The sequence below is a fragment of the Porticoccus sp. GXU_MW_L64 genome, from assembly GCF_052983295.1.
In genome coordinates, this window is the sequence record NZ_JBRKJK010000016.1 from 22,205 (window position 1) to 42,318 (window position 20,114).

Here is a 20,114-nt window from a genome sequence, read left to right on the forward strand (position 1 = left end):
TTTAAGAAATAAATTGGTCTGTGTAGGTTTCCGGTTTAAAGCCCACCAGCAGTTCGCCGTTGTTGTCTAATACCGGTCGTTTGATCAGGGTGGGGTGTTCAACCATGGCGGAGATGGATGAGCTGGCATCCATGTTGTTGCGCTGGCTTTCATCCAGTTGCTTCCAGGTGGTGCTCCTGCGGTTAACCAATGTTTCCCAGCCCAATTGTCGGGCCCAACCGGTGACCTGATCAGCCTCCAGTCCGTCGCTGCGAAAGTCGTGGAATTGGTGATGGATGTTGTTTTCCTGCAACCAGCGACGCGCCTTTTTGACGGTGTCGCAGTTTTTAATGCCATAGAGTGTGATCACGGGCTTTCCCGGCGGTGATTGTAGGGGAGGCGAAGCATAGCAAAACTGGAAAATCTGGCAATTGCCAGGCGCATTTTTATGGGCCTGATTATCTATCCAGCGGAGCGAGACGAGTGTCTTGTCCACAATTGCCGCCATCATTTAAAGTTATTTATATGATGTTGCTGTAAGTCATTGATTATTGCTGTTTGTGTCGTTAAATGACTGATTTTAAAAGATAAATTATTTGTCTAAAAAATGACCATTTTGTGACAAGGTCAATCATTGCATGGGATGAGTGGAATTTTAAAGGCGCAATCCACAGAGTTGTCCACAGATATGGTGGATAACTTTGCCGTATTTTGGTGGGGCTTTTTGAGCTTGCGTATGAACGTCATTCAGGTGTCACAGAGTTGTGGTCACAATGTCAGAGAAACGATTGGCAGAAATCTGGTGAATATATGAAACAGTTGGTTCTGGTGCGTCATGCAAAGTCCAGTTGGGCGGATGAGAGTTTACGTGATATTGAGCGCCCGTTGAACAAAAGGGGCCTGCGCAATGGGCCGGAAATGGGCCTCCGCCTAGCCGCCGCCGGTGTTTCTGTGGAGCGCATATACAGCAGCCCTGCGGTTCGCGCCCAACACACTGCGGAGCTGCTAGCGGAGCAACTGGGTTTTGCCAGCGGACAGATTGAAACTCTATCGTCGCTGTATACCTTTAACTACGAAGAACTGCTGAGCCTGGTGCGCAGCCTGGATGACAACTGCGACCGGGTCATGCTGGTGTGTCACAATCCGGCCATTACCGATCTGGTGAATTTTTTGGCCCTGAGTCATCTGGGCAATATCCCTACCGCCGGTGTAGCGACCTTGCACATCCAGCACACCAACTGGGCGGAAGCCAGTGCGGGCAGTGCTGAGTTGGCGCATTTTGATTACCCGAAAAAAGACAGCTTACAGGACGGGCTTTGACCTCATCTAAATGAGTTGCGGTAATCACCGGTCATGCCAAAAGCGTAATCCACCCTACGGCTAACGAAGCCGCCCTGTCACCTGTAGGGCGCAGCCCGTCCTGTGTCCTATGCTTTTCGCGTTTTCTTCGGTTTTTTGCGGTTGGGGTAGCAGGTGGTGCAGACAGGGCATACGGTGCCATCGCAGCCGCGGGCAGTGCAGTATTCGCGGCCGTAGAAAATAATCTGCAGGTGCAGGGCGTTCCAGCGCTCTTTGGGGAACAATCGCTTCAGGTCTTTCTCGGTTTGCGCCACGCTTTTGCCATTGGTAAGCCCCCAGCGCTGTGCCAGTCGATGGATATGGGTGTCTACGGGAAAGGCGGGCACGCCAAAAGCCTGCGACATAACCACACTGGCGGTTTTGTGGCCAACCCCGGGCAACTTTTCCAGTGCTGCCATATCTTGCGGTACCTCACCGTCGTGTTCGTCCAGCAGTATTTGCGACAGCCTGACAATGGCTTTCGACTTTTGCGGCGCCAGCCCGCAGGGGCGAATAATCTGGTAAATATCATCAACCGGCACTTGCGCCATATCTTCTGGGTTGTCGGCGCGAGCGAACAATGCCGGGGTAACCTGGTTGACTCGTTCATCGGTGCACTGGGCAGACAGCAACACCGCCACCAGTAAGGTATATGGGTCGTGATGATCCAGAGGGACTGGCTGCTCCGGGTAGAGGCGATTCAGTTCTTCGAGAATGTAGTCAACTCGCTCTTTCTTTAACACAGCGATACCTGAAGGCCGTCGATAAAATCGGCGATGTCCTGGGCGGCCTGCCGGCATTCCGCCAGTGGTGCCACCAACGCGATACGCAGGCGATTGTCTCCGGGATTGCCAGCTTGAACATCCCGTGCCAGAAACGACCCTGGCAATAGTGTGATACCGGTTGCCGCAAACAGCTGGCGGGTGAACTGCCGGTCGTCCAGGTTGCTGCCGCCGGGCACCTTGGCCCACAGAAAAAAGCCCGCTGCGGGTTTTTGTACATCGAGTTTGCCCGCCAGTATGGGCAGCACGGCATCGAACTTTTCCCGATACAAACGACGGTTTTCAATGACGTGTGCTTCATCGCTCCAGGCGGCGATGCTGGCCTGTTGAACCGGCAGCGACATGGCGCAGCCGTGGTAGGTGCGGTAGAGCAGAAATTTGTCGATCAGGGCTTTGTCGCCAGCCACAAAACCGGAGCGTAAACCGGGCAGGTTGGAGCGCTTAGACAGGCTTTGGAAAATAACACAGCGGCGGTAATCCTGGCGCCCCAGAGCGGCGCAGGCCTGTAACAGACCAACCGGCGGTTGCTGTTCATCCAGATAGATTTCCGAATAGCACTCATCGCTGGCAATCACAAAATCGTATTTGTCCGCCAGGGCGATCAAAGTTTGCAGTTGCTGTAGAGACAGCACGGCGCCGGTGGGATTGCCGGGGGTGCAGATGTAGAGCAGCTGGCAGCGTTGCCAGACGGATTCCTCTACCTGTTCAAAGGCGGGGATAAAGTGATTTTCTGCCTCGCAATTGATGTAGTGGGGCCTGGCCCCTGCCAACAATGCTGCGCCTTCATAGATTTGGTAGAAGGGGTTGGGCATAACCACCAGTGGTTCGGTTTGGGTTTTATCGACAACCGCCTGGGCAAAGGCAAACAGTGCTTCCCGGGTGCCGTTGACTGGCAGGATTTGCTCGCGGTCGATGCCCTGCAGGTGAAAGCGCTGGCACAGCCATTGGCCTATGGTTGCACGTAGTTCGTCGCTGCCGCGAGTGGCCGGGTAGTTGCCCAAACCGGCCAGGGAATCGCTGAGTGCCTGCACAACAAATGCCGGGGCCGGATGTTTGGGCTCACCAATAGAGAGTGCAACCGGCTGGCAGCCCGTTGCTGGCTCAATGCCTTGTTTGAGTGCCGCCAGGCGTTCAAAGGGGTAGGGCTGGAGTTTGTCGAGATCCGGGTTCATGGGCGAGTGGTCGGCTGGGGGGAAGCGGGATTATACCTAAGAAGGTTGCAGGATACAGGCAACAGGGCGCGCTGCGCGCTACAGGGTGGTGTCCTGAAACCTGTAGGGCGAAGCCCGTCCTGTATGCCCTTTCTATATCTGGGAGTCAATGCGCTGGCGAATGCTCTGTTGCAGTTGCTCCCCCAGTTGCGGGTCGGTAATCGGCTGGTTGTTCAGGTCGCTGATGTAAAACACATCTTCCACCCGCTCTCCCAGGGTGCTGATTTTGGCATTCTGAACGCGAATGCCCAGCTCCACAAAAATGCGCCCGATCAATGCCAGCAGCCCGGAGCGGTCAGAGGTGGTGACTTCCAGAATGCTGTAGTCGCCACTGGGGTGCTGGCACAAGCGGGTAGTGGTGTTCACCGGGAATTGCTTGAGGCGGCGCGGGGTGCGGCGGCGCACAATGTCGGAGTAGTTATCCAGCAATTGCAGCTCGTGGACAATGGTTTTGCGAATGCGACGATAGTGCTTTGGGTCTTTGTCGATGGGCTGATTGTTGTTGTCCAGCACATAAAAGGTATCCAGCGTGTAACCGTCACTGGAGTTGTAGAGCCGCGCCCCCTGAATGTTGAGTTCCAGCTGTTCCAGGGCCGCAGCCATTGCCGCGAACGAGTTGTCGCGATCTTCAAAGCGAATAAAAATCTGGGTGGCGCCTTCGGTGGCACTGCTGTCTACAGACTTGATCAGCACCATGGGTTGATCGCTGTCGTATTGCAGGGTGGCTTCCGCGTGCCAGGCAATATCCGTGGCGTCTTCACGCAGAAAGTAATCGTCGCCCAGTGGTGCCCAGATTTTTTCCACCTGTTCCGGGCTGATTTTGCCGTTGAGTTTTTCCAGGGCCAGGCGCCGGTTTTCCGCGATGCGCTGTTGCTGATCCAGGGCGTCGTCTTTGCCCCGCGCCAACGCGTTGCTGGTTTCGCTGTAGAGCTGGTTCATCAGGCTGGCTTTCCAGCTGTTCCACAGGTCCGGATTGGTGGCGTTGACGTCGGCCACGGTGAGTACGTAAAGCATGTCCAGATAGCGCTGGTTTTTCACTTTGGTGGCAAATTTGTTGATCACTTCCGGGTCGGAAATGTCTTCTTTTTGCGAGGTGCGCGACATCATCAGGTGGTTTTCCACCAGCCACACCATCATGTCGGTATCGCTCTCCGGCAGTTGGTGGCGTACCGCAAAGTCGCGCATATCCACGGCTCCCAGCAACGAGTGATTGCCGCCGCGACCCTTGCCGATGTCGTGGTACAGGGCGGTGATCAGCAACAGTTCTTTTTGCGCCAGGTGCTGATAAATTTCCGCCGCCAGTGGGAACAGCTCGCCGGCACTGCTGCGGTCCAGGCGGCGGATATTTTTCACCACTTGCAGGGTGTGCACATCCACCGGGTAAATGTGGAACAGGTCGTGCTGCATTTGGCCAACAATCTGGCCAAATTCCGGCAGGTAGCGGCCCAGTACGCCGTAGCGCGTCATGCACTGCAATGTGGTGGACAAGCGGTGGGGCTGGCGGAACAGCTCCAGGAACAGCTGTTGGTTTTCTTCCTGGTTGCGGAAACCTTCGTCAATCAGATGGCAGTGTGACTGGATTTGCCGGATGGTGCTGGGGCGGATACCGTCGGCGCTGCCTTTCACCAGGTGCAGGAAGATTTCCAGCAGCCCGGAAGGGTATTCGCTGAACACTTTTTTGTGGGTAACTTCCAGCAATGTGCCGCGCATTTGAAAGTGTTGGTTGATCGCGACAATGGATTTTTCTTTTTTGTTGACAATGGTTTCCTGCAGATGCCGCATGACCACTTCGTTGATCAGCCGCAGCTGCATCACCGTGCGGTAGTAGTGCTGCATAAACTGCTCCACCGCCAGGCGTTCGTTGTCCTGGTAGCCAAACAGCTCGGCAATTTGCCGCTGCAAATCAAAATGCAGTGCTTCCTGGGGGCGGCCAGTGAGCGTGTGCAGGGCAAAACGCACCCGCCAGAGGAGCTCTTCCCCCTCCGTCAAGGCGCGGTATTCGCTGTCGCTGAACAGGGCTTTGCCGCGCAGTTGTTCCCGTGATTCCACTTTGTAGTAGCGTTTGGCCACCCACATGATGGTTTGGATGTCCCGCAGCCCGCCGGGAGATTTTTTGACGTTGGGCTCAAGGTCGTACTCGTTGATGCCGTGGCGCTGGTGACGGGCGATCTGCTCGTCGCGCTTGGCGATAAAGAAATCCGCCGCGGGCCACAGTTTGCCCGGTGCCATCTGATCCTGAAGTTGCTGACGCCAGCTTTCATCACCGGCAATGGTGCGGGTTTCCATCAGACTGGTGGCAACGGTAATGTCTGCCCTGGCGTGCTGAACACACTCTTTGAGGGTGCGCACGCTGTGGCCGATATTGAGCTTTAAGTCCCACAGCAGTTGCAGAAACTGTTCAATCAATGCCCGGTGGCGGGTGCCTTTTTTGTCGCCGTGGAGCAATAACAAATCGATATCCGACTGCGGGTGTAGCTCGCCGCGGCCGTAACCACCAACGGCGATCAGGCTGATGTCGTCGGGAAAGCCGATTTGTTGCCAGGCCAGTGCCAGCAGTTGATCAAAAATACGGGCGCGTTCGCTGACCAGGGTGCGAATGTCCTGGCCATCGCGAAACTGTTGTTCTTGCTGTTGCTGGCAATGCTGTAACTCAGCATTCAGTGCTGCCAGCAGGTTTCCATCGGCCAGATTTTGTTGAAAGCGTTCAGGTTGTAGCACTAAAAAGACTCTTCAGAACGGGCGGTGAGTACCTCGACGCCGCTGGCAGTAACCACCATGGTGTGTTCCCACTGGGCGGAGAGACGGCCGTCACGGGTTACCGCCGTCCAGCCGTCCGGCTTGATTTTGGTGTGGTGACTGCCCGCATTGATCATGGGCTCGATGGTGAAGGTCATGCCCTCTGCCAACACCATGCCACTGCCGGGAGTGCCGTAATGCACCACTTGAGGGTCTTCGTGGAACTGATCACCAATGCCATGGCCGCAAAAGTCCCGTACCACGGAGTAATAATTTTTTTCCGCGTGCTGCTGAATGATATGGCCAATGTCCCCCAGAGTGGTGCCGGGTTTGACAATGTCGATGGCTTTATAAAGACATTCCTGGGTGACTTGAACCAGCCGTTGAGCGTGTTCGGGCACCTTGCCCACCAGAAACATTTTACTGGTGTCGCCGTACCAGCCGTCTTTTATGACGGTGATGTCGATATTGATGATATCGCCGCTTTTGAGTTTTTTGCCGGGGCTGGGAATGCCGTGGCATACCACCTGATTGATGGAGGTGCAGATGGACTTGGGAAAACCCTTGTAGTTGAGCGGCGCGGGAATGGCGCCCTGCTTATTGACGATGTAATCGTGGCAAATGCGGTCCAGTTCTTCGGTGCTGATGCCGGGCACCACATGGGGCCCGATCATTTCCAGTACCTCTGCCGCCAGGCGACCGGCAACGCGCATTTTTTCGATTTGCTCAGGAGTTTTCAGGGTGACAGTCATGGCTGTTTAACGCAGTTTGGCAAAGCGTAGTAGTGTAGCGGAAATTGGCAATAAGAGGTGGAGAAAGTCACCGGTGCGCCGGCACAAAGTTGCCAAACTGCGGTCTATTAGGAGCCTGTCGGACTTAGGATAAATCTACTGCGGAAAAGCCGGATTTGGCCATATTTTCCGATTATTTTCGTTAAATAGCGGGCTATTCGCCTCAAATAATCGAAAAATCTGACTCAAACCGGTCTTTCCCTCGTGACGACTACCTAAATCCGTCAGGCTCCTGGCAATAACAATCATGGGGTACAAAAATGAAGAATTTAATATCCATCATCGGCATCACTGTACTGGCTACCGGTACCTTGACCGTTATAGCGGCTTCTGAGGGGAAGGTATCAAATGCTGTTGTTGCAAAACAGCGTCAGGCTTTGGCGGAAAATACCGCGGGAGCCGGTTTTGGCCCCCAATCGCCTCGGGATATCGATTCCGCACTCGGCAGTAACAAGCGCTTGTTCCGTGCCGCTCCCGCATACACAGAGATGAACCTGTGCAATATCCACTTCCACAAGAATGCCGAGCATAAGGGAGGCGAATTTACCCGTTATGCCGGTAATGGCGACGGTAAAGGCCATAACAGCGGCTACCAATACAGCGGCAAGTTAACCGCTGCTGAGTCCAGGCCGCTTAAAAATGCGGTTTGTGCTGGCAAGCATGGCGGTTTACAGGCGGGAGACACCATTGAAGTGCACTACGTGCACTCCACTGCACAGGTAAAACCGGGGCCAACGTTGGGGGCCTGCTTAAGCGAGGCGATTGGCAATCCGCAGCTGCGGGTGGAGGCCCAGGTGTATGTTCTGGTAAATGACGACAGTGCACTGAATTTTGGCAAACTGACGGAACAGGGTGTACGCAACGGTTATTACCAGGCGCTGAATATTCCCGCTAATACCGGGGTGCCGGTGCAGTACGAAGGCTCTACCACCGGGCCGGGGTACAACGAGAAAGGTTCACCGTTTCAGGTTTCCTGGAGTGTTCGACCAGAGGTGGCCAAGGTATCCATTGAGTCAGTGGCTGAGTGGTGTGAAGGCAATGTATTTAACGAAGATCATGCCCATGGCGTGAGAAACCTGGTGATTAATCCGGATTTGCTGTCGCGGATTGTGCCCTAGGGGGCGTTCTCAATTAGTGAGCTGTTGCTGCTGGAGCCCATTTTGGCTCTCAGCTAGGCGCCGTGAGTGCTGTGTAGTCGCTCTACATGAGCGAACGGCAACACCGCTGAGGGACAAAATGGGCCCAGCCCTTCGGGTTGCGCCTGAAATGGCGCCATACTGTGTTATTCGTCGCTCATTTGCTTTTCGTTTAAAAGAAAATACCAAACCACTCTCCTCATGCCTTGTCTGGCGCCATTTCAGGCACAACAGCAATAACTCACTAATTGAGAACGCCCCCTAGAACAGATTAGGGCTTGAACGCCACCAGCGCTGCAGTAACCGCCACATTCAATGATTCCACGCCATTGTGCATGGGGATGCAGAGTTGGGTATCGCTGTGCTCCATGACCGCTTGGGATACGCCTTCGGTTTCGTTGCCCAACACATACACAGCGGCTCCTGCGGGTTGGAATTCCTGCAGGGTTTGGCGACTGTGGGAGGATAGAGTGCATACCTGTGCGCCTGCGGAACGGAAATCATCCAATGCATCGGCAAGCTGTTCGCAACGCAGAATGGGGCATTGAAACAGGGTGCCAACGCTGGCTTTGATAACCAGAGGTGACAGGCTGGCGCAGCCTTTTTCTGGCAGCAGCAGGCCGTCGCAACCGCTGGCGCACACGGAGCGGATGATCATGCCCAGATTTTGCGGGTTGGTGATACCGTCCAGGGCGATGACGCGAAAATGGTCTTTGTCTGGTTGTTTGAGAAACTCTTTGTAGTGCCGGTAATTGCGACATTGCAAATCGGCCGCCACACCTTGATCCTGCTTGCCGTTGCGGGAGATGCGCGCCAGCTCCTTGCGGCTGTGGTAGAGAATTTCCACACCGTGTTTTTGTGCCTGTTGAACAATATCCTTGAGAGTGCCTTCCACACGGTTGCTGTCTGCCAGGTGCAGGCGGTACACCGTCAAATCTGGTGAGCGCAGGGCTTCCAGTACTGGCTTGCGGCCGTAGATGGTGAGCAGGCTGTCGAAAAAGCGTTTGCGATGCTGGTAGCTGGCGTTGTCGGTCATGGGGCTGCTTGCAGTATGTTACGAATGGCGTGGAGTTGTTGTTCGCTGGCGCTGCCCTGTTGCGCTGAGATGGGCAGTGTGTGCAGTGCCAGCTGGGTGTAGAGGGGCAGCAGCTCCGGTGATTGTTGCTGCAAAGCGGCCATATGCTGTTCGATGGTCTGCTGGTCGCCACGGGCGATGGGGCCGGTAAGGGCGGCGGCGGTATCCAGGCGGGCTATGTTGTCTGTGGTTTGGCGGACAATGGGAGTGAGCAACTCCAGTCCTTTGGCACGCTCAATGCCGGCCTGTTGCAACAGTTGCAAAGCGCAGTGTTGCAAGGTCACCAGATAGTTGCAGGCCATCACTGTGGCGCTGTGATACAGCGCTTTGTGCTCGCTGCTACGCAGCGGAAAGCTGATGGCTCCTATGGCCTGAAACAGCGGCTGTAACTGCTCCAGCGCATGATTGTCACCTTCCATGGCGCAGTGTGTACCGGCAAAACTGGTTTGGGTTTTGTCCGGGTCAGCAAAGCTGTGAACGGGGTGGACGCTGGCGGTGTGTGTCTCCGCAGCCTTCACAGCTGACAGGCAAGCGGATGACAGTGAGCCGCTGCAGTGAAACACCACATCACCTCTGCGCAGAGTGCCTGTTTGGGCCAATTGTTGGGCCGTGGACTCAATGTCTGTGTCGGCGGTGGCGATCAGCCACAGGGGGGCGGGTGGTAGTTGTGCAAGTGTGGAGAGGGGCTGGCCAGCGCCCATAAAGGTGACCGCTTCAGTTGCACTTTGCAGTGAGCGATTGCAAACCCCGGCGATAGTCGCGGCGTTGTTGCTGTGCCACAGCTTGCCGAGGCTGCGCCCCAGGCGGCCACCACCGATGATATTGAGTTCAGCTGGCATCGGCGGCTTTGGGGTAGCCAATCAGATAGGTGATGGGTATGGGGCCGCCGCCTTTGTGCTCGCCCATTTCCCAGTGGTAGTGGTCTGCCTCCAGGCTGTCCACCATCTGTTGCAGTTCTTTGGGGGTGTAGGTACGCAGGCAGGAGACGATGCCATCAAAGGTGCCGATCAGGGGCAGCAGTGGAATCAGGTAAGTGAACAGTAGCCGCGACCAGCGAAACGGGCGTGCAAAGGGCGCTACAAAAAATACCGCAATAAAAGCAAACAACATCATAAATATTGCCAGCGGGCTGCGGTGGGTAAATTCAAAGATGGCAATGGCTTGGTTTTTGTCGGTGGCGTCTTTGAGCAGGCTTGTTGCGCCTTCTGCAGTGAAGTGGTGGAAGGAGGTGAACGAGGTGCGCAACCCTTTCATATCTTCGGGCAAGTTGGTGGCGTCCAGGCTGTCGCTGTGCACGGTTACGCGGCCAGAAAAGCGCTGCTCGATATCCGATAGCGTTTCTGTATTGGGGTATTTGTCGGTGAAGTGAACGTGCAGATCGCGGTTGTCGCTCATGGCGTTCAACAGGCTGGGCCAGGGGCCGCCACCGCCGGAACAAATGTCGATGACCTGCTTGCTGCCGGTAGTTTGCAGGACTTTCTGAAACAGCGGAATGATGGGGTGGTAGATTTTGCCCACGTTGAGGTTGAAGCGCAGAATATCGGTTATGCCATTGCGAATCGCTTTGGGACACCAGGTTTGATCTTCAATTTCGATCAGGTGCAGTCGTTTCATAAAAGGGGGCTTTGGGTCGTTATTTCAGTTTTGTGCATCCAGCGACAGACTGCTCTCGTCAGTGCGCAATGCCTGCAATACATGGTGACGCTGAATAACGCCGATCAGTTTGCCATTGTCGCACACGGGGTAGATTTTCGGAGCGTGTTGCAGCATGAGTTCGGCGATTTCCAGGATACTGGTATCCGGGTTCACGGAAATAACGTCTTTGACCATGATCTCGGCTACCGAGGGGGAGCCGTCGCGGTAGTAGGAGCTGTTGATCAGGTGTTTGATGCAGTCTTTCTCGGACAAAAAGCCCACAAGCTGGCGGTTGTTATCCACCACCGGGGCACCGCTGAGGTGGTCGTTGAGCAGTACATCTACCGCTTCGGCCACGTTGAGGGTGGAGGGAATGGAGTGACTGTCCAGCTCCATATAGTCTTTTACACGCAGTGATTGCATGGCGGTGGCCTTTGTTTGTGAATCTTGATTGTCTGTTTATTGCTGTTCGCGATTATTGCTGTAACAGGTCGCGATAGGCTGTAACCGCATTATTCATGCCCATGGTCAAAGAGTCCACAGTCAATGCATGGCCGATGGAAACCTCTAACAAGCCCGGTATGGTGGCGTATTTGCCCAGGTTGTGCAGGTTGAGGTCGTGTCCGGCGTTTACGCCCAAGCCAATGTCGGTGGCGTATTGAGCCGCTGTGCTGTGCTGTTGGTAAATCCCTTCCAATTGATCGCTGCCCCAGGCCGCCGCGTAGGGCCCGGTGTAGAGTTCGATGCGGTCGGCACCTACTTCCCTGGCCAGGGCGATTTGTTCCACATCCGGGTCCATAAACAGGCTGACCCGGATGCCCCGTTCCTTCAGCGCACGAATAATGGGTCTGAGGGGTTCCCCGGATGCGCGCAGGTCAAAACCGTGGTCGGAAGTGAGTTGGTCGTCACTGTCTGGCACCAGTGTGGCCTGGTGGGGGCAGAGTTCGGTGACCAGTTCCACAAACCCCGGGTAGCCATTATCGGTGGGCCCGGCAAAGGGGTTGCCTTCTATATTGAATTCCAGATTCGGGTGCTGTTTGAGCAGCGTTGCCAAATCCCGGCAATCCTGCGGGCGAATATGGCGCTGATCCGGGCGCGGGTGCACGGTAATACCGTCGGCGCCGGCATCGATGCACACCTGGGCGTGGTGCACCACGCAGGGGTAGTTGCCTTCACGGGAATTGCGCAATAAAGCGATTTTGTTGAGGTTGACGCTGAGGGCCGTTTTTGTATCGGGGGTGGTCATGGGGCGGGCTCCTCGATGGCGATGTGCTCTACCTGGATGGTTTCTATCGGCACGTGGGTCAGGGCTTGGTTGACGGCTTTGACCGGCGCTTTGCCGATGCGGTCCGCCACGTCCATACCGGCGATAATTTTGCCAAATACAGTGTAACCGGCTTCGTCTTTACTGGCATCCAGGTGAGGGTTGTCCCGCAGGTTGATAAAGAATTGGGCTCGGGCACTGTCCGGGTTGTTGTAGCGCGCCATGGCGATGGTGCCGCGGCGGTTTTTCAGGCCATTGCCGGATTCATTGACAATGTTCTCGCCGCCGGGCTTTTTCTGCCGGTAATCGAACCAGTAGCAACCGGTTTGAATAATGAAGTCATCCATCACCCGGTGGAAAATCAGGCCATCGTAAAAGTAGCTTTTGGCGTAGCCAATAAAATTGTTACAGGTGATCGGTGCCGCTTTGCAATTGAGTTCAACCCGCATTTCCCCCAGGTTGGTTTTAATCACGGCGATGGTTGGGGCGCTGCTGGCGGCTGTTTCGCCATAGGCGCTACTGGCCACCAGCAGGGCCGCCAGTAGCAGAGATTTCAACATCCTTATCCCCATTCAGAGAAACGCCTCTTGCGCTTCAGTTGTGGAATGATGATGGCCAGTGCTGCGCCCAGAAGCACCGCCAGGGCACCGTAGAGAAACCAGCGGTAGCGCTGGTCGTTTTCCAGTTGATCATTCATGGCCTTTAGAGAGTCCAGCTCACTTTCCAATTCGCTTTTCATGGTCAGCAGTTGTTGATTCTGGTCATTCAGGGCGATGTGGTTGGCGGAGATGGTCTTGATTTCTGTGAGCTCTCTCTGGGCACTGGTGTTGCGGTTGTCCAGTTGTGCCAGCTGATCCTGCAGCTGTTTGATCTGTGCGTCTTTTTCTTGCAGGTTTTGCTTGAACTGGTTGCTTTGTTGCAGCAGTTGTTGATTGCGTTGCTCGATTCCGACAATACGGGTTTTGGCCACTGGCTGTTCCACCAGGTAGCGGCTGAGCAGCCAGCCTTCGGTGCCGCGACTGGTGCGAATGTGGCTCCAGCCATCGTCGTTTGCTTCCAGCACACTGAGCTGGGTGCCGGCTCGCAGGTAATTGATGATTTTGCCGCGGTTGCTGGGAATGCTGCGCAGGTCGGCGCGGAAATCATCGGTGATGTAGCGGGTGGGCTGCGCTTCCTGGGCCAGGTTAAGTGTGCTGCAGGCGATTAACAGCAGGCCGGTAAGAAATGATTTCATGGGTTTTCCATTGATGGTTTTCGCGTTAGGGCAACACTTTTTTAAAGGGCTTTACGGTGACTTTTTGGTAAACACCGGCGGCGACATAAGGGTCGGCATCGGCCCAGGTTTGGGCGTCTGCAAGAGAGTCAAACTCTGCCACCACCAGGCTGCCGCTAAAGCCGGCAGCTCCTGGATCGTCGCTGTCGACGGCCGGGTGGGGCCCGGCAATTAACAGGCGGCCCTGCTGTTTTAATTCTTGCAGACGCGCCAAGTGATCCGGGCGGGCGGCCAGGCGTTTTTCCAGGCTGTCAGCTACGTCTTCGCTAATAATGGCGTACCACATCAGTTGGCTTCCTCTTTGTTATCACTGCCGGCTGTTGTCAGAATAATATCTTCCAGCGGCAGCCCGGTCAGCTGGGTGATGCCCCGGAACAGGTAAAACAGGGTGGCGGTGGTGGCGATGGCAATGGGTATGCCAATAACCGGCAGCTGCATGCCCATAAATTTGCCCACCTGAGCGTTGAATTCCTCAGTGCCGGACTGGGCGACAATCATATAATCCGCCAGCAGGTAATTGAGCAACGCCGACAGCATCATAGTGGCAAACAGCATATAAGTGCCATTGACCAGACGTTGATTAAAGGCTTCGCGGCTGTTGTGCTGTAACAGGGCAGTATCCACCCTTTGAATGTCGATAACCTGGTCGTTGAACAGCAGAGTTCTAATCAGCGGAAAGCGGGTTTTCAGGGAAATCAGTGCGGCCAGGCCGATCAATGCGGGAATGGCGGCTTCTTTGATAATAATAATGTGGCGGTCCCCTTCCAGCAGGCCAACGCCGCCATTGACCAGAACACTGAAAATACCCAGCACGGAAAAGATATTGATTTTGCCGCTTTGCAGCAGATCGCGACCGCCGTATATCAGCGGAAACGCCAGCGCCACAATCAACGCCCACTGAATGCCCAGCGCCAGGTTGACGCCCAGCAACTCGTACTTGTCGCCACTCAGTTTGGTGAGAATCAGCGTGGGAATCAGAATATTAAACGCCAGGTTAGCCAGAAGGCTGTGTCGCACCGGCGGTTTGCTTGCAGGGCTATTCATGGAGCTGTCACAGTTTTATAAAGGCGGCTATTGTAGCTTTAGATTTTATGGAGTCTATAGGGTGTTGGCTTTGGTGTATGGCGGTTAGCTAGTAAATTAGTATGAAAAACAGGTTGAATCTCAGCCATAAATGCGATGATAATGGCGAAACTGTAGATAGTTTGTGAAGAATGACTTGTAACTATTTGATTCATAATTATTTTTAGGGGTGGATTGTGGATGTTGTTCAGATAGATAGTGGAAGCCAAACAGATACTGGTATTGAGTTGGGCGATCTGCTGGTCAGCTACCTGAAGCAGCTTGAGGTTGATTATGTTTTTGGGGTTCCTGGAGGAGCAATAGAGCCGTTATACAACGCTCTGGCTCGCAGTGAAAGGGATGGCGGCCCTCGGGCAGTGATAGCGCGCCACGAAACAGGCGCTGCTTTTATGGCTGACGGTTATGCACATCATACCGGCAAACTCGGCGTATGCTGTGCAACGACTGGTCCGGGAGCAACAAACTTGATAACAGGTGTTGCCTCGGCTTATGAAAATCACACCCCAATGCTGGTCATAACTGCGCAAACTGCATTGTCGACGTTTGGCCGTGGAGCATTACAAGAGTCCTCTTGCACTGGCATAAACACCGTAGGCTTGTTTGAACACTGTACTCGCTATAACACGCTGGTATCCCATGCTGAACAGTTTGAGCACAAACTGGCGGCGGCTGTTATGACCGCTTTCCAAGCACCTGCCGGGCCGGTTCACTTAAGTGTGCCATTGGATGTGATGAGCAGTGCCAGTGCAAACGCCGAACCCAGTTTTGACCTTTCCCGACTACTGAATAAACCACACTACGTAGATCATGAAGCGTTGGATACGCTTTATGAGGAACTGGTTTCTGCTCGTAACCCAGTATTGTTGATCGGTGACGAGGCCAGCGAAAGTGTGGGTAGCTTACTGTCATTAGCAGTAAAGCTTGATGCCCATATATTGACTACTCCGCACGGTAAAGGGCTGGTAAGTCCGTACCACCCATTATTTCGTGGTGTTATTGGTTTTGCAGGTCATGAAAGTGCTCGACAGACTTTACTTGATCCTGAAGTGGATTTGGTTGTTGCTGTTGGTTCCAGTCTCAGTGAGTTTGCTTCCAGTGGTTGGGATCAAAACATGCTGCTGAATAACCGACTTGTGCATGTGGAATCCGCCGAAAGTAACTTGACGCGTTCACCCATGGCAAAGTTGCATGTAAGGGGGCATCTTGCATCGACTTTTGCCAATATTGTTGAGCGTTTGGAAAAAGACCCTCGCTTATCTATCTGTTCGGTTGAAAAATTGGCAGATAAAACAACAGGTACAGCATTGTCTGGGCAGCAAATCCAGCATTTTAAAGTTATGGAACCTGAAAAATGCGAATCAAATGCCATTCCCATCAAGCCGCAGCGTTTGATGTCAGAATTGCCAAAATTATTTCCTCCCTGTACTCGATACATGGCAGATTCTGGTGCCAGCTTTGCTTGGTCAATCCATTATCTACACCCCTTCGATCGTCGTATGGAAGGGAAGCGAGATGCTCATGACGGCCTATACCGAACTGGTTTAGAGTTTTCTTCCATGGGTTGGGCTATAGGTAGCTCGGTGGGGGCGGCTCTGGCCAGGCCGGGCAGCCCGGTGGTTTGCCTTACAGGTGACGGTAGCATGTTGATGAGTGGCCAAGAATTAACAGTGGCTGTTCAGGAAGAACTGCCGGTAATTTTTGTGGTGCTCAATGATTCTGCTTACGGGATGGTTTATCACGGACAAAAGCTGACCGGTGGCGAACCTATTGGTAGTGAGCTTCCATTTGTAAACTTTGCCACAGCCGCCAAAGCGATGGGGGCAGATGGTTATGTAATACATTCACCAGAAGATTTATTATCACTGGATATCGATAAAATCTGCAAGCAAGGCAAGCCCACTTTGCTGGATGTGAGGATTGACCCGGAAGAAGTGCCGCCTATTGGGATGCGTACGGATGCGTTAAGAAGCTACGGACAATCAGAGGATCCTGATGACTGAAACAATTACCTCCAAAATTTGGGAGGAGGTGGCAGAGGAGGATAATCCCTTTGCCGCCAAAGCCTGTTATTGCTCTGGATATGATGTTTACGGCGATCTGCTCGGCAAGGCCAGTTGGTCAGAGTATATATATCTTTTATTCAAGCTGGAAAAACCGACTCGGCAGCAAGCGGCACTTTTGGAAGGGCTGGCAGTTGTACTGGCCAATCCGGGTTTGAGAGACCATTCCGTAAGAGCTGCCATGAATGCGGGAGTGGGTGGCTCCACCCATGCGTCCGCACTAATGGCAGCAATAGCCGTGGGTGCCGGTAATCTGGGCGGTGGTCGAGAGGTGTATTGGGCCGCTCAGTATTTCCAGAAGTGTGACCGTCAAACAGATCAGTGGTCAGCCACACTGGAGCACTTTTCTGCGCAGGAAGTTGAAGTATGGCCCGAGCGAGAACATATCCCGGGGTTTGATCCCAATGGCTCCGTATGCCCGTTGCCGATAAAGCAATCCTTATCCTATTTGTTGTCTATTTACCCTGAACCCGAAAGCCACTTGCAGTGGCTTTTTAACAGTCGGGAAAGCCTGGAAACTGCAACCGGGTACCCATTGTCGATGCCCGGTGTGGCGGCAGCGGTGTTTCTGGATTTGGGCTTGAGTGCTGAACAGGCAGAGATGCTGTATATGATCCTGAGATTGCCAGGGGCTGCGGTTCACGCACTGGAGCAGGAAAAGAATGGGTGGCGAAAATATCCGTTTTTTGGTGAAGGACTTGTGCTTAAAGACGACCCAGATTCTGTTCCTGAAAAGAGATAACTAAAAATGTCTGTAGATAGGCTTAAAAGGTTCGAAGATTATTGGGAAACAACCATGGGGGCTTGCTTTCCGGGAGAAAGGGTAGTTCTTAGAGGAAAAGACTTATTTGATGAGGCATACGAGTCTGGCTGGTTAAGCCTGTTATTGTATGGAATTACAGGGAAGGAATTTAACGAAACTGATCTTGAAATGATGGAAGCCATGATAGCACTCTGTGGCAGCTATCCCGACCCTAGAATCTGGAATAACCGTGTCTCTGCATTGACAGGAACGTCGAGATCAACAGCCAGTTTGGGGTTCGCAGCCGCCGCAGCTGTGACCGAAGCTCAAATTTACGGCCATGGAGCAGTTCTTAAAGCTACAGAATTTCTGGAAGAAGGTGTTAAAAGAGTTGAAGATGATAACAAAATTGCTGAATTTTCCCTTTCCTGGATGAAAAAAGAGAGACGAATTCCTGGTTTTGGGCGCCCAATCACAGATATTGATGAGAGGATCGAGCCACTATTGCGTATTGCCAAGCGCTTGGGGGTAGATAAAAAGCCACATGTGGTGTTTGCGTTAAAAGTTGAAAGTTATTTAAAAAATAGCCGATATAAGCAAGGAATGAATGCAGCAGGGCTTGTTTGTGCTCTTGCAGCGGATATGGGAGTAACAATGAGAGACTTCTATATGATTTCCTGGCTTTCATTTCTAGGGGGCTTTTTCCCATGCTATATCGACGCAGTGAATAAGCCTGAAGGTGCTTTTTTTCCGCTTTCGTGCAAAAGAATCAATTATGTAGGCAAGGGACGCAGAACTTGGTAGGGGAATAATAATGAAACTGACACCTGGTTTGAGTTTTCTGGCTTTTTCTTTGTCAGGCTCTTTGGCGTTCGCAGGAAGTGAGTATGACTCTGAATTTTTTGAAGACTTTGGGGATGACGAAGATTTAATCAGTATTGCCACTGGCTACGAAAAACCCATATCAAAGGCACCGGCTGTTGCCACTGTTATAACCGCTAATGATATTCGCAGAATGGGTGCAACAGATATTGATGATGTCCTTGAAACGGTTCCTGGCTTGCATGTGGCGAGGGATAGTGTGGGCTACAACCCCATTTACACTTTTCGCGGTATCTATTCATCTCTCAATCCTCAAGTGTTAATGCTCATAAATGGAGTGCCTTTTAAGAGCCTTTTTCAGGGTGATCGTCACCTGGTTTGGCTGGGATATCCCGTAGAAAATATTTCCCGTATCGAAATTATTCGTGGTCCCGGCTCTGCGGTTTATGGTGCCGATGCTTTTTCTGGTGTGATCAATATTATTACCAAACAAGGTGATGAGGCAGAAGGATTGCAGTCGGGTATCCGAGCAGGCAGCTTTGACACAACCGAAGCATGGCTTTCCTATGGCGGCAGCATAGACAATTTCAAGTATCTGTTTAGTCTGGAGTATGAGGATTCAGATGGCCAGCGCGAGCTGATTGATGCGGACGCCCAGTCAATACTCGACTTTATAGGTGGCACATCCCTCAGCCTGGCTCCCGGCCCTGTCAGCCTGGGGCGAGAGGTTTATGATTTTCGTGCTGATATCAGCTGGGGTTCCTGGCGTTTTCAGGTGGATTATCAAAACCGTGAAGGCCAGGTTGGTGCAGGTATCGCACAGGCTCTTGATTCAAACGGCCTCGTGTCCAGTGATCGCTATGGTGTGTCTATTGGATACAAGGAAACAGATCTTGCACAAGATTGGCAGTTGGATGCTCAAGCCAGTTACCGTTCAACCACTCAAGAGGTGGAGCAGGATATCCTGCTGTTCCCCGCGGGTTCCACCGGCGGTTTATCCCCTTTCCCGTTTCCCAACGGTATTATTGGCAATCCCGAGGTCTTTGAGCATCACTTTTATTTTGATGCTTCGGCGTTGTACACCGCGTTCAGTGACCATGAAATTCGTGTGGGCACAGGTTATTACCTGGGGGACTTATTTCGTGTACGAGATGAGCGTAATTTTGGTGTTGATGCTTCTGGCTTGCCGATTATTCCCGGTTCACCGGTGGTGGATGTCAGCGATACCCCCTTTGCCTTTATCACCGAAGGCGCCCGCACCAACAAATATCTGTTTATTCAGGATATCTGGCACCTGGACAACGACTGGGAGCTGACCGCGGGTATCCGTTATGACGACTATTCGGATTTTGGCAGTACGGTCAATCCCCGTTTGGCACTGGTGTGGTCCACCAGCCATAACCTGACCACCAAATTCCTCTACGGTCAGGCATTTCGTGCGCCTTCTTTTGGGCAGACCCGTGCTATTAATAATCCAGCTGTTTTGGGCAATCCCAATTTGACGCCGGAGGAGCTGGAAAGCTACGAGCTGGCGTTTGACTACAAGCCTTCGCTGGATATGCATCTGGACGCCAACCTGTTTTTCTACCGCTGGGACGACATCATTCTGTTTGAGCCAGACCCGGCCGGCCGCCGGGCCCAGAATGCCGGTGAGCAGTCCGGCTATGGCCTTGAGTTGAATGCCGAATGGGAAGTGTCCGATCAATTTACCCTGTCGGGCAACCTGTCCTGGATCGACACCACTGATGAACGCACTGGCACCTCAGCGGGCAACTCACCGGAACAGCAAATTTACCTGCGCTCTGACTGGCAACTGGCCCCGGGCTGGCACCTTAATGTGCAAGCCAACTGGGTAGCGGGCCGCGAGCGGGTGGCAGTAGATATTCGCCCGGAAATTGATGATTATCTGATCGTGGATTCCACCTTGCGCTTTGCCCCTGATAATCGCGATTGGGAATTTGCCCTGATTGTCAAAAACCTGTTTGACGAAGATGCCCGCGAGCCCTCTCCCGGTGGCGATATCACTGCCATACCTGTACCTTTGCCCGCTTTTATACCCAATGATCTGCCCTTGGCCGGGCGCGCCGTATTTGGAGAGTTTCGCTATCGTTTTGGGCAGTAATTGTTTTGGGTGGTGATTGTTCTGGGTGGTAGCTGTTGCTCGGTATTTTGAACACTTAGGTGGTT

General features: G+C 53.3%; 20 protein-coding genes. 6 read left to right on the forward strand and 14 right to left on the reverse strand.

Going from position 1 to position 20,114, the window contains the following annotated elements; translation table 11 throughout:
- Window position 1: 1 nt before the first annotated feature.
- A complete protein-coding gene (locus tag ACVBEJ_RS12395) occupies window positions 2-349 on the reverse strand; it encodes an ArsC family reductase (protein ID WP_447129950.1) in 348 nt (115 codons plus the stop codon).
- 440 nt (window positions 350-789) lie between these two features.
- Between ACVBEJ_RS12395 and ACVBEJ_RS12400 the strand changes: the two genes are divergently transcribed.
- Window positions 790-1,299, forward strand: a complete 510-nt coding sequence (locus tag ACVBEJ_RS12400) for a SixA phosphatase family protein (protein WP_447129951.1) — start codon at window positions 790-792, stop codon at window positions 1,297-1,299.
- A gap of 107 nt (window positions 1,300-1,406) precedes the next feature.
- Here the strand turns inward: ACVBEJ_RS12400 and nth are convergent, their stop codons facing one another.
- The 4 genes from nth to map form a co-directional block, all read right to left on the reverse strand.
- The gene (gene nth, locus ACVBEJ_RS12405; protein WP_447129952.1) at window positions 1,407-2,060 is read right to left on the reverse strand and encodes an endonuclease III; all 654 of its coding nucleotides are present in this window, start codon (window positions 2,058-2,060) and stop codon (window positions 1,407-1,409) included.
- Window positions 2,054-3,271 carry a succinyldiaminopimelate transaminase gene (gene dapC / locus ACVBEJ_RS12410; RefSeq protein ID WP_447129953.1) on the reverse strand — a complete coding sequence of 406 codons (1,218 nt, stop codon included), beginning with the start codon at window positions 3,269-3,271 and terminating at the stop codon, window positions 2,054-2,056. The genes nth and dapC overlap by 7 nt, the downstream gene beginning before the upstream one ends.
- 132 nt (window positions 3,272-3,403) lie before the next feature.
- Window positions 3,404-6,028 carry a [protein-PII] uridylyltransferase gene (gene glnD / locus ACVBEJ_RS12415; RefSeq protein WP_447129954.1) on the reverse strand — a complete coding sequence of 875 codons (2,625 nt, stop codon included), beginning with the start codon at window positions 6,026-6,028 and terminating at the stop codon, window positions 3,404-3,406.
- The gene (gene map / locus ACVBEJ_RS12420; protein ID WP_447129955.1) at window positions 6,028-6,798 is read right to left on the reverse strand and encodes a type I methionyl aminopeptidase; all 771 of its coding nucleotides are present in this window, start codon (window positions 6,796-6,798) and stop codon (window positions 6,028-6,030) included. The genes glnD and map overlap by 1 nt, the downstream gene beginning before the upstream one ends.
- A 299-nt stretch (window positions 6,799-7,097) precedes the next feature.
- Between map and ACVBEJ_RS12425 the strand changes: the two genes are divergently transcribed.
- Window positions 7,098-7,955, forward strand: a complete 858-nt coding sequence (locus ACVBEJ_RS12425; RefSeq protein WP_447129956.1) for a delta-class carbonic anhydrase — start codon at window positions 7,098-7,100, stop codon at window positions 7,953-7,955.
- A 289-nt stretch (window positions 7,956-8,244) separates the two neighbouring features.
- Here the strand turns inward: ACVBEJ_RS12425 and ACVBEJ_RS12430 are convergent, their stop codons facing one another.
- Genes ACVBEJ_RS12430 through ACVBEJ_RS12470 form a run of 9 tightly spaced genes read right to left on the reverse strand, consistent with a single transcriptional unit; the run spans window position 8,245 to window position 14,264 of the window.
- Complete coding sequence (locus ACVBEJ_RS12430) at window positions 8,245-9,009, reverse strand: TrmH family RNA methyltransferase (RefSeq protein WP_447129957.1); 765 nt, start codon at window positions 9,007-9,009, stop codon at window positions 8,245-8,247.
- Complete coding sequence (locus tag ACVBEJ_RS12435) at window positions 9,006-9,887, reverse strand: Rossmann-like and DUF2520 domain-containing protein (protein ID WP_447129958.1); 882 nt, start codon at window positions 9,885-9,887, stop codon at window positions 9,006-9,008. Before ACVBEJ_RS12435 ends, ACVBEJ_RS12430 begins: the two co-directional genes overlap by 4 nt.
- Complete coding sequence (locus tag ACVBEJ_RS12440) at window positions 9,877-10,662, reverse strand: hypothetical protein (protein ID WP_447129959.1); 786 nt, start codon at window positions 10,660-10,662, stop codon at window positions 9,877-9,879. The genes ACVBEJ_RS12435 and ACVBEJ_RS12440 overlap by 11 nt, the downstream gene beginning before the upstream one ends.
- A gap of 24 nt (window positions 10,663-10,686) precedes the next feature.
- Window positions 10,687-11,106: a CBS domain-containing protein gene (locus tag ACVBEJ_RS12445; RefSeq protein WP_447129960.1), complete on the reverse strand. Its 420-nt coding sequence runs from the start codon at window positions 11,104-11,106 to the stop codon at window positions 10,687-10,689.
- A gap of 52 nt (window positions 11,107-11,158) precedes the next feature.
- Window positions 11,159-11,929 (reverse strand): pyridoxine 5'-phosphate synthase, encoded by a 771-nt coding sequence (locus ACVBEJ_RS12450; protein ID WP_447129961.1) that lies wholly within the window; start codon window positions 11,927-11,929, stop codon window positions 11,159-11,161.
- Complete coding sequence (locus tag ACVBEJ_RS12455; protein WP_447129962.1) at window positions 11,926-12,507, reverse strand: peptidylprolyl isomerase; 582 nt, start codon at window positions 12,505-12,507, stop codon at window positions 11,926-11,928. Before ACVBEJ_RS12455 ends, ACVBEJ_RS12450 begins: the two co-directional genes overlap by 4 nt.
- A 2-nt stretch (window positions 12,508-12,509) precedes the next feature.
- Window positions 12,510-13,181 carry a TIGR04211 family SH3 domain-containing protein gene (locus ACVBEJ_RS12460; RefSeq protein WP_447129963.1) on the reverse strand — a complete coding sequence of 224 codons (672 nt, stop codon included), beginning with the start codon at window positions 13,179-13,181 and terminating at the stop codon, window positions 12,510-12,512.
- A 25-nt stretch (window positions 13,182-13,206) separates the two neighbouring features.
- Window positions 13,207-13,506 (reverse strand): YciI family protein, encoded by a 300-nt coding sequence (locus tag ACVBEJ_RS12465; RefSeq protein ID WP_447129964.1) that lies wholly within the window; start codon window positions 13,504-13,506, stop codon window positions 13,207-13,209.
- Window positions 13,506-14,264 (reverse strand): VC0807 family protein, encoded by a 759-nt coding sequence (locus tag ACVBEJ_RS12470; protein WP_447129965.1) that lies wholly within the window; start codon window positions 14,262-14,264, stop codon window positions 13,506-13,508. Before ACVBEJ_RS12470 ends, ACVBEJ_RS12465 begins: the two co-directional genes overlap by 1 nt.
- Window positions 14,265-14,479: 215 nt before the next feature.
- Here ACVBEJ_RS12470 and ACVBEJ_RS12475 point away from each other — a divergent pair, with 215 nt between their 5' ends.
- From ACVBEJ_RS12475 to ACVBEJ_RS12490, 4 genes are read left to right on the forward strand one after another with little or no spacing between them, the layout of a single operon-like run.
- Window positions 14,480-16,303, forward strand: a complete 1,824-nt coding sequence (locus ACVBEJ_RS12475; RefSeq protein WP_447129966.1) for a thiamine pyrophosphate-binding protein — start codon at window positions 14,480-14,482, stop codon at window positions 16,301-16,303.
- The gene (locus ACVBEJ_RS12480; RefSeq protein ID WP_447129967.1) at window positions 16,296-17,105 is read left to right on the forward strand and encodes a citryl-CoA lyase; all 810 of its coding nucleotides are present in this window, start codon (window positions 16,296-16,298) and stop codon (window positions 17,103-17,105) included. Before ACVBEJ_RS12475 ends, ACVBEJ_RS12480 begins: the two co-directional genes overlap by 8 nt.
- Before the next feature lie 6 nt (window positions 17,106-17,111).
- On the forward strand, window positions 17,112-17,909 hold the full coding sequence (locus ACVBEJ_RS12485) for a hypothetical protein (RefSeq protein ID WP_447129968.1): 798 nt from the start codon (window positions 17,112-17,114) through the stop codon (window positions 17,907-17,909).
- A gap of 10 nt (window positions 17,910-17,919) precedes the next feature.
- Window positions 17,920-20,049 (forward strand): TonB-dependent receptor plug domain-containing protein, encoded by a 2,130-nt coding sequence (locus tag ACVBEJ_RS12490; protein ID WP_447129969.1) that lies wholly within the window; start codon window positions 17,920-17,922, stop codon window positions 20,047-20,049.
- Window positions 20,050-20,114: the final 65 nt, after the last annotated feature.

Bases quoted from the DNA above. Each gene is read 5' to 3' on its own strand.
- ACVBEJ_RS12400 (WP_447129951.1), top strand. From the start codon at position 790: ATGAAACAGTTGGTTCTGGTGCGTCATGCAAAGTCCAGTTGGGCGGAT.
- dapC (WP_447129953.1), bottom strand. From the start codon at position 3,271: ATGAACCCGGATCTCGACAAACTCCAGCCCTACCCCTTTGAACGCCTG.
- map (WP_447129955.1), bottom strand. From the start codon at position 6,798: ATGACTGTCACCCTGAAAACTCCTGAGCAAATCGAAAAAATGCGCGTT.
- ACVBEJ_RS12425 (WP_447129956.1), top strand. From the start codon at position 7,098: ATGAAGAATTTAATATCCATCATCGGCATCACTGTACTGGCTACCGGT.
- ACVBEJ_RS12430 (WP_447129957.1), bottom strand. From the start codon at position 9,009: ATGACCGACAACGCCAGCTACCAGCATCGCAAACGCTTTTTCGACAGC.
- ACVBEJ_RS12435 (WP_447129958.1), bottom strand. From the start codon at position 9,887: ATGCCAGCTGAACTCAATATCATCGGTGGTGGCCGCCTGGGGCGCAGC.
- ACVBEJ_RS12440 (WP_447129959.1), bottom strand. From the start codon at position 10,662: ATGAAACGACTGCACCTGATCGAAATTGAAGATCAAACCTGGTGTCCC.
- ACVBEJ_RS12445 (WP_447129960.1), bottom strand. From the start codon at position 11,106: ATGCAATCACTGCGTGTAAAAGACTATATGGAGCTGGACAGTCACTCC.
- ACVBEJ_RS12450 (WP_447129961.1), bottom strand. From the start codon at position 11,929: ATGACCACCCCCGATACAAAAACGGCCCTCAGCGTCAACCTCAACAAA.
- ACVBEJ_RS12455 (WP_447129962.1), bottom strand. From the start codon at position 12,507: ATGTTGAAATCTCTGCTACTGGCGGCCCTGCTGGTGGCCAGTAGCGCC.
- ACVBEJ_RS12460 (WP_447129963.1), bottom strand. From the start codon at position 13,181: ATGAAATCATTTCTTACCGGCCTGCTGTTAATCGCCTGCAGCACACTT.
- ACVBEJ_RS12465 (WP_447129964.1), bottom strand. From the start codon at position 13,506: ATGTGGTACGCCATTATTAGCGAAGACGTAGCTGACAGCCTGGAAAAA.
- ACVBEJ_RS12470 (WP_447129965.1), bottom strand. From the start codon at position 14,264: ATGAATAGCCCTGCAAGCAAACCGCCGGTGCGACACAGCCTTCTGGCT.
- ACVBEJ_RS12480 (WP_447129967.1), top strand. From the start codon at position 16,296: ATGACTGAAACAATTACCTCCAAAATTTGGGAGGAGGTGGCAGAGGAG.
- ACVBEJ_RS12485 (WP_447129968.1), top strand. From the start codon at position 17,112: ATGTCTGTAGATAGGCTTAAAAGGTTCGAAGATTATTGGGAAACAACC.
- ACVBEJ_RS12490 (WP_447129969.1), top strand. From the start codon at position 17,920: ATGAAACTGACACCTGGTTTGAGTTTTCTGGCTTTTTCTTTGTCAGGC.